Consider the following 8,398-nt stretch of genomic DNA (forward strand, 5'->3'; position numbering starts at 1 on the left):
TATTTTAGTAGCGGCGTTTAATAATATAGCAAGTCAAACCAAGGCTGGCGACGGTAATGATTGTGCCCAGAATTAGCAATGGCGGCCGGTAGTAAAATTCAACCTGGTGGGTTCCGCTGGTGATTGGTAAGGCCATGAAGGTGCTGATGACGGTCCGCGGTTGAACACGTTGACCATCAAGTCGGACGTGCCAACCGGTGGCCGCAGGAATGGTGGTCATGAGGGCGGACTGTCCACGATGGATGTGGACGGTTCCCTTGATGCTGGTTGGCGTGGCTTTCTCGACCTTCAGTGGCGACTGCTGCAACGTCTTCAAACTGTTATTGAAGGCCCGCTGGTTCAACCGGTAGACGCTGACGTTTTGTAGCCAAACACTGGTCTTCTTGAGGCGGAAGGTAATCGTAACCGGCTTCCCCTTCTGGTGGTGGGCCAGGTTGATCACGACAGTATCCCGATAAGTATCGTACTGGCTAAAGTCCCGCCGATTCAAACTGATTGTCGCGTTTTCCTTAACTTCGGGACCGAGTGTGAGGTAATAGGAGTCATTGGTTGGCGGGGTGAATTTCATTTTAATGGTGGCCGGCTTCAGGAGATTTTGCTTCCTGAAGGTCGTTCCCGTGATTTGATGGGCGGCCTGCACGTTATTAAACTGAACGGAGGTAAAGTTCTGGACGGTAAATAACGGCTTGTTGATCGGTCGGCCGGCCAATGCCTGGAAAATTTGGGACTGGTAGCTGAGCGGATCTAAAGTCGCCTTACCGAGTTGGAAAATTTCCGAGCTGGCCCCAAACGCAATCGGGAGCGCAGCAGAATTCTTACGACTGGTGATCATTTTGGTTTGGCCAACCTTTGGCAGCGGGGCCCAATCAGGCCGGTAACCGGATAACGGCATGATCTGGTCACCATCCATCACCCCGTGGTGCCGGGCGGTCATCGTGTACTTGAAGCCAAGCAGGGCGTCGCTGACTTGGGTTCCGTTGTCGTAGCTGACAAAGCCATCCCCTGCTGGTTGGCCAATTGCCCCCATGAACGCCGGAATCGGCGGCTCCAGTGTTGAGCCAAAGTGATCGGCAGAATAGAAGTCACCCTGCATTGGATCATCCTTGGTCCGCATGAAGGTCTTAGCAATACGGTAGAAGCCGGAATCATGCTTTTTAAGTTGCCGGCTGGCCTGGTCGAGCTGCTGGGTGTATTTACCGAACTCATCCTGGGAAACGTAGGCAATCTTGTTGAGACTGGTGAAGGCGCTGGTGCCAACATCACAGGCGACGACCAGAATGATGAGAAAGTCATACAAGCGAGGCGAATTTCGCCGGGCGATCATCAGCGCGGCCAGTGAAACGATCACAAAGCCCAGACCGATCATCCGCTGACTGGTTGACAGGTACGAGAGCTTTAGCTGGCCCGTTGCCCAAAAGATGAGCCCACTGAGCACTAAGATGACGAGGGCGCCCGGCCAGTGGAGCTGGTAGGATGGTGTTAGGGTCCGGGCGGCGAGCATGATGCACCAGAAGGCGAAGATAAACGAAAACCGGTATGGATACCAGACCGGAAACTGTCCGGCATGCCAGAGGAGGTCCAGCGGTTCGTAACAAAATGACAGGATAAAGAAGATGGTGACGAGCCCGGCGACCAGGCGCTGTGACCACTTAACCTTTGAATTGAAAAAGTAAAGGAAGGCGCCGATCATGAGCAGCATTCCAATGTAGATGTTGGGCTGGCCGCTAGGCATTTGGTTGAAATCAAATGAGCCGGGCACCAGCTTGCCAAGCATCTTGAGCGGCTGGTACTCCAGTTTGTTATTGATGACGTTTTCGGTATAGGTGCCCTTACTGGTGGTCAGGGCGTAGAAGGTGGGCAGGAGGACGATTGCCGCGATGCCGGCACTAGCCACCGAACTGACGACGTAGACTCCGAAGATCCGCATGCGGGCCCGCCAATTTGCCAGGGTAGGCAGCTGCCAGAGGACGAAGAGGACCGTGAACAGGCAGATCATCCAGGCCATGTAGTAGTTGTCGACCATCATGACGGCCAGCCAGGCGATATAGGTACCGGGCCGCTGGTCATGGATGAGTCGGATTAATCCCCAGACAATCAACGGCAGGAGAATTAAGGCGTCGAGCCAGATCATATTGAGCTGGTTGGCAATCATCCAACCGTTGAGAGCGTAGGCGGTGCTGAAGGCCCAGATCCGGGTGCCGCTTTGCAGCCGGGTCTTGAGCATCAGCCAGGCAAAACTTAGCCCTGCCAAGCCATAGCGGAGCAGGGTGAGGGCCATGATGCCGCTGGTCAGCCACCGTCCGGGGAAGAAGAGGAGGATCAAGTTGAGGGGACTGAAGAGGTAGTAGGCGTTGGTCCCCAGCATTTCTCCACCTAGTCCCTTACTAAAGGAATAAAAGAGGGCTCCCGGGTGGTGGAGGAAGATATTTCGGAAGTAGGCAAAAAAGTCAACGTACTGCTGACCGAGGTCAACGGTGAGGAGGCTACTTGGGCCAAAGGGTGCCATCTGCCGATAAGCGAAGTAGGCGCCCATTATGATGACCGGAATTAAGAAACTCCCGGTCAATATCAGTGTATGCTGTTTTTTCTGATTAAGGCGATTCACAACGAGTTTTTCCTTCCCTTATTAGTATCGCTGAATATTATATACCGATCTGGCAGCAGAAATCGTCTTTGAAGGATTAAATTTAAGTAAATCATGATACTTAAGTGTTCATTTTTTCATAAATAAAGAGTATTATTTTTAAGTTAGTAGTGGTAAGAGCCTCTGCGCCCGATGATAAAATTTGGTAAAATAAGAGTCACTACAATGAAGGAGAATTTAGTTCTTGTGAAAGTCTTTGATCGAATAAAAAGATTGTTTAATTCGCAAAATCGAAAGAAGCGCAGTGCGCAGTCGGTGATCCCGTTTCGGCTGAACCTCTTGCTATGGATTGTCGGCATCCTATTGTTGATGCTGACGGCCCGGCTCTTTTATCTGCAAGTGCTGAATGGGACCGCATATAAGGCTGAGGTTAAGCGTTCGGATACCTCGATTCAGACCAACAATGTTCAGCGGGGGATGATTTACGACTCCCAGGGCAACGTCATGGTTGGTAATCAGACCCACCAGGCAATCACCTATACTAAGGGCTCTAACGTCACCACGGACGACCTTTACAAGATTGCTAACCGGCTGGGCAGGTATGTGACGGTTACTAACAAGAACTCACGCCTGACTGACCGGAATGAGGAAGACTATTATCTGGCGGACAAAGGCCGCCTGAACAGCGTTCTTAGGCACGTGAAGACCAGTAGTGAAGATAGTGATGACGACAAGTACAACAAAGCCATCGACTACCTGAGCAACCACCCGAATGCTTGGCACCTGACCAGTCAGCAGAATAATAACGCCCGGATTTACGCGGCCATGAGTGGGGCATACTCCCTGTCGACAACCTACATCAAGGAAACCGGCGTCACGGCCAGCGAGCTTGCGGCGGTCGGTGAGCACCTTAACGAGATGCCCGGGGTCAAGATCGGGACTGCTTGGACGCGTAATTACCCGCAAGGAAAGAGCGTCCAGAGTCTGACCGGGACGGTTTCCACTACCGGTTTGCCGAGCGATGAGGTCAACAGTCTGCTGTCCCAAGGTTACTCACGAAACGATAGCGTGGGTCAGAGCTACCTCGAAAAGGAATACCAGGCCACGCTGGCGGGTTCCAAGTCCCAGACTGAGGTTACCACGAACGGTAATAACGTCACCAAGGAAGTCGTCAAGTACCCTGGTAAGAAAGGGGACAACCTGGTTCTGACCGTTAACTCCAAGTTCCAAAACAAGGTCCAACAGATCCTGAAGGACAACTATTCGTCTGCTGGTAATGCCTACTCCTCTGGGGTATATGCGGTCGTAATGAATCCGCACACGGGGGCCATCCTTGCCATGGCCGGGATCGATCGGGATCCGAAGACTGGTAAAGAGACCGATGATCAGATTGGAGCCATCAACCACCCAATCACAATGGGGTCGGTCGTTAAGCCCGCTACGGTGATGGGTGGTTTGATGAGCGGTGTTATTACTCCGACTAATAACACCCTGGTCGACCGACCAATTAAGGTCGAGGGGATTTCTACCAAGAGTTCCTGGTTTAATCATACCGGTTCGGCTGACATGTCGGTCGACGCGCCGACTGCTCTGGAAGTTTCGTCAAACTCCTACATGATGCAATTGATCATGAAGGAGGGGGGCATGGATTACCACGATAATGCCAAGCTGACTTTGAAGCCAAGCATCTTTAACAAGGAAAGATACTACTTCAACATGTTTGGCCTGGGTCAAAAGACTGGGGTGGACTTGCCGGGGGAAACGGCTGGGTACACCGGGCCGTCTGACGAGAAGCACGTTGGTTCAGCACTGGACTTGGCATACGGGAACTATGATGGTTACACCACCATCCAGCTGGCCCAATACATGTCGACCATTGCCAATGGCGGTAATCGAATGCGTCCTTACGTTGTTAAGGAAATCCGTGGAACCCAGAGCAATGGTAAGCTGGGGCCGGTCGAATACACGACCCAGCCGCAGGTCCAACAGGTGATCCCCGCACCGAAGTCCTACTTCAATGTGGTTCACCAGGGACTCTACCAGGTGGTTCACGGTTCAAATACCTACATCACTGGTAAGGCACTGGCGAGCGTTAAGCCTTCCATTTCTGGGAAGACCGGGACGGCCGAAACGGTTTCGGAGGGACATAAGACCACGACCCTGAGTTTCGCCGGCTTTGCGCCATCGAATGACCCCCAGGTGGTTGTTGCCCTGGCCATTCCGGGCTGCACGAACAGTGATGGGGGCGCCAACCTGAACATGACGAAGCAGATTTTCCAGGCTTACTGGAAGATGGTTCAGTCACCAAAAGGCTTTACTGACGGCGAATAGAGCCACTGTCAAGGTAATTTCCTTAACAAACTTTGCCAAATCACTAGTCAAAACAATTAATAAATGATATAGTTGTACGAGTTAGGGTTACGATAAATAACCAATTAAGATCAAATAAAGTTTGGAGGTTATAACTCATGCGTGTCAACATTACCCTTGAATGCACTTCATGCCACGAGCGGACTTACTTAACCAGCAAGAACCGTCGTCACAATCCCGACCGGCTTGAATTAAAGAAGTACTGCCCACGGGAACGCAAGGTGACATTACACCGCGAAACTAAGTAATTATTACTTAGTTCATCAAACCAGCTAATTGCAATTAAGCAATTGCTGGTTTTTTTATATTTAGAAGTGAAAGTGCGGGTCAAGTGAATTAACTTTCAAATGAGTCAAAAGTTGTGAATAGGTTCACCTATGAAAAAACGCTTGCAAAAAATAGGCGGACCTGTAATAATGTATTCTTGTAACCGTTTATCTTTTTGTATAAAGGGGAGATATGAGAATAATGGCGTATTCCAAGAATGAGTTGCGGCAGGCCTACATTGCGCGTCTGCAACAGCTAGATCTTAATACCCGTCTTAGCGAAGAGAAACGTTTGACATCGATGCTTTTCAACCAGCCCGAGTGGATGCGCGCCAAAACGGTGGCATTGACTCTAAGCCAGTCGTTTGAGATCGACACGTCCCCGATCTTGCTGCACGCCCGTCACGAAGGGCGGACAGTGGTGGTTCCCCGGACCCTTCCCAAGCGGCAGATGGAGTTCGTTGAGCTTACAGAGAGTACTAACTTTGCGGAGAGCTCCTTTGGGATCCTTGAGCCGGCAGACGGTCGTGTGTTTGGTCCCGACGAGATTGATCTGATGGTCGTTCCCGGGGTAGCCTTCACCCAAGACGGCCAGCGGCTAGGCTTTGGCGGCGGCTACTATGACCGCTACCTGAGCAGGTACCATGGCGATACGATTGCATTGGCCCTGCCGACCCAACTGGCTACGGCCGGTGAATGGCAGCCGGACGAGCATGACCAACAGATTGCCAAGGTATTAACCTTGGCGGAGTGCTAGCCAATGAGATCGCGTACCTGGTCGCTAGCCCCTGTCACCATTACCCTAGTCATAATCCAGGTTTTGGTGTATCTGGCGATGACTTTGGCCGGCGGTTCGACTAATCCGGCGGTCTTGGTTCGCTTTGGGGCTCTGCAGCCGGAGCTTTTGCGGGCAGGACAGTGGTGGCGTCTGATCACCCCGGTTTTTGTTCACATTGGCTTCACCCACCTGCTGATCAATAGCCTGACCCTGTATTTCCTGGGTCTCTACATTGAGCAGTTGTTTGGCCACTGGCGGATGCTGGTCATCTACTTTGTCAGTGCGATTGCGGGGAACCTTTGCAGTGCCTACTGGTTGTCAGGCAGCCTGGCAGCCGGGGCCAGCACAGCGATTTTTGGCTTGTTCGGGGCCTTTTTGATGCTAGGTGAGTCTTTCCGGAATAACCTGGCGATTCGCCAGCTCAGCCGCCAGTTTTTAATCCTGGTCCTGCTGAACGTTGGGACCGACTTGTTGGTTCCCGGTATTGACCTGGCGGGGCACATCGGTGGCCTGTTCGCCGGTTTTTTGATGGCATATGTCGTAGCCGCCCCTAAGATTGGGCCAGTGGCGAAAAACAAACGCTGGTTGAGCGCGATAGTGTTGATTGTTGGTATCCTAGTCCTGATTTGGGAAGTGAGCTGATAAAATGGCAATGATTCCACGCGAATTTAGGACACTATACGATGTTCAGCAGCTGCTCAAGGAGTTCAATGTGTTTGTATACGTTGGCAAACGCCTGTACGATATTGAACTGATGGCAATTGAGCTTGACAACCTCCACCAGGCCGGTGTAATTGATCAGTCGATTTACATGAAAGCGAAGATTGTCCTGCGTAAGGAACATCGAGAAGAATTGAAACGAGAACAAACGGGGAAACTGTACTAATCCCCAGGAAAGGAATTATTATGGCAAACAAGAAGTTATTTGGTGTTGATCTTGGTGGTACGACCATCAAGTTTGCAATTTTGACGGAAAATGGTGAGATTCAACAAAAGTGGTCAATTCGGACGAACACCCTTGATGAAGGGTCCCACATCGTCCCTGACATCATCGAATCAATCAACCACCACCTTGACCTGTACAAGATGGATAAGGATCAATTCATCGGGATCGGAATGGGAACGCCAGGAACGATCGACCGGGACAAGGGAACCGTTGTCGGTGCCTACAACCTGAACTGGAAGACCACCCAAAACGTCAAGGATGCTATCGAAGAAGGTACCGGGATGAAGTTTGCCCTGGATAACGATGCCAACGTTGCCGGCCTTGGTGAACGCTGGAAGGGTGCTGGTAACGAAGGTGACGATGTTGCCTTCATCACCCTTGGTACTGGTGTTGGGGGTGGGATCATCTCCAACGGGAAGCTGATTCATGGTTTAGTCGGTGCCGGTGGTGAGGTTGGCCACATGATCGTCCAGCCAGACGGCTACCTTTGTACCTGTGGTAACCGTGGCTGCCTGGAACAATACGCTTCCGCAACCGGGGTTGTTCACATTGCTCAGGACAAGGCTGAAGAATACGAGGGTAACAGCCGCCTGAAGGCCATGATCGACAATGGTGACGAGATCACTTCCAAGATCGTCTTTGACCTGGCCAAGGAAAACGACTACCTGGCCAACAAGGTTGTCGATGAGGTTTCTCACTACCTGGGTCTGGCTTGCGCAAACCTGAGTAACATCTTGAATCCAGAATACGTTGTTATTGGTGGTGGGGTTTCCGCTGCTGGTGACTTTCTCTTGAAGCGGGTTAAGGCCAACTTTGAAAAGTACGCCTTCCCAACTGTGCGGACTTCTACGCAACTCAAGCTGGCTGAACTTGGTAACGATGCCGGGGTAATCGGTGCGGCTTCACTGGCTCGTCAGTTTGCCAATGATTAGTAATAGCGAGGCGAACTAATCGTGGTTTTAGGAGTTAGTCAAGGTTTATTAATTTTCAACGCTGTCGTCATCATTCTCTTGCTGGCTTGGTTGTTAACTTGGATCTTCCAATACTGGCGGCGTAACCACTACGCAACTGTCCTGGATCAGGAAGAATTCCAAAAGGGGATCCGGAAGGCCCAGGTAATCGACCTGCGTCAAGAGGCCGAATTTAAGGCGGGGCACATCCTCGGTGCTCGGAACCTGCCGTACGTCTACCTGCGTCAACAATACAACGAATTGCGGCCGGACCTGCCCGTCTATATGTATGACCAGGGGATGGCGATCAGCACCCAAGCTGCGGCCTTCCTCGGCAAGCATGGCTATCACAAGCTGTACATCCTGAAGGGTGGCTATAACAGCTGGGACGGCAAGACTAAGAAGGCAAAGTACTAGAAAGCTGGAAAACTAGAAAAAGCGCGCGTTGACGCGAAGCTTGCAATTAGTTTTCCGCAATTAAAATAAAAAAACAGGAGACTGGAT

8 protein-coding genes are annotated in these 8,398 nt (G+C 51.4%); 7 read left to right on the plus strand and 1 reads right to left on the minus strand.

All coding sequences use genetic code 11. The features are described 5' to 3' along the window. Positions 1 to 4 precede the first annotated feature (4 nt). Complete coding sequence (locus ACI31J_RS05930; RefSeq protein WP_439773515.1) at positions 5 to 2,605, minus strand: YfhO family protein; 2,601 nt, start codon at positions 2,603 to 2,605, stop codon at positions 5 to 7. Positions 2,606 to 2,809: 204 nt separating this feature from the next. On the opposite strand from ACI31J_RS05930, the gene ACI31J_RS05935 reads away from it, so the two are divergent. The 7 genes from ACI31J_RS05935 (at position 2,810) to ACI31J_RS05965 (ending at position 8,311) form a co-directional block, all read left to right on the plus strand. Beyond that, entirely contained in the window at positions 2,810 to 4,915 is a 2,106-nt protein-coding gene (locus tag ACI31J_RS05935) for a peptidoglycan D,D-transpeptidase FtsI family protein (RefSeq protein ID WP_439773516.1), read from the plus strand. A 137-nt stretch (positions 4,916 to 5,052) separates the two neighbouring features. Continuing rightward, positions 5,053 to 5,202, plus strand: a complete 150-nt coding sequence (rpmG, locus tag ACI31J_RS05940; RefSeq protein ID WP_104688004.1) for a 50S ribosomal protein L33 — start codon at positions 5,053 to 5,055, stop codon at positions 5,200 to 5,202. 220 nt (positions 5,203 to 5,422) lie between these two features. After that, complete coding sequence (locus ACI31J_RS05945; RefSeq protein WP_439773517.1) at positions 5,423 to 5,977, plus strand: 5-formyltetrahydrofolate cyclo-ligase; 555 nt, start codon at positions 5,423 to 5,425, stop codon at positions 5,975 to 5,977. A 3-nt stretch (positions 5,978 to 5,980) separates the two neighbouring features. After that, positions 5,981 to 6,640, plus strand: coding sequence for a rhomboid family intramembrane serine protease (locus ACI31J_RS05950; protein ID WP_439773518.1), 660 nt, complete (start codon positions 5,981 to 5,983; stop codon positions 6,638 to 6,640). Between the two features lie 4 nt (positions 6,641 to 6,644). Then, positions 6,645 to 6,884, plus strand: a complete 240-nt coding sequence (locus ACI31J_RS05955; protein WP_439773519.1) for a YqgQ family protein — start codon at positions 6,645 to 6,647, stop codon at positions 6,882 to 6,884. Between the two features lie 20 nt (positions 6,885 to 6,904). Beyond that, positions 6,905 to 7,876, plus strand: coding sequence for an ROK family glucokinase (locus ACI31J_RS05960; protein ID WP_439773520.1), 972 nt, complete (start codon positions 6,905 to 6,907; stop codon positions 7,874 to 7,876). Between the two features lie 21 nt (positions 7,877 to 7,897). Then, entirely contained in the window at positions 7,898 to 8,311 is a 414-nt protein-coding gene (locus ACI31J_RS05965; RefSeq protein WP_439773521.1) for a rhodanese-like domain-containing protein, read from the plus strand. Positions 8,312 to 8,398: the final 87 nt, after the last annotated feature.

This window comes from Limosilactobacillus sp. (assembly GCF_051873075.1).
GTDB lineage: Bacteria > Bacillota > Bacilli > Lactobacillales > Lactobacillaceae > Limosilactobacillus.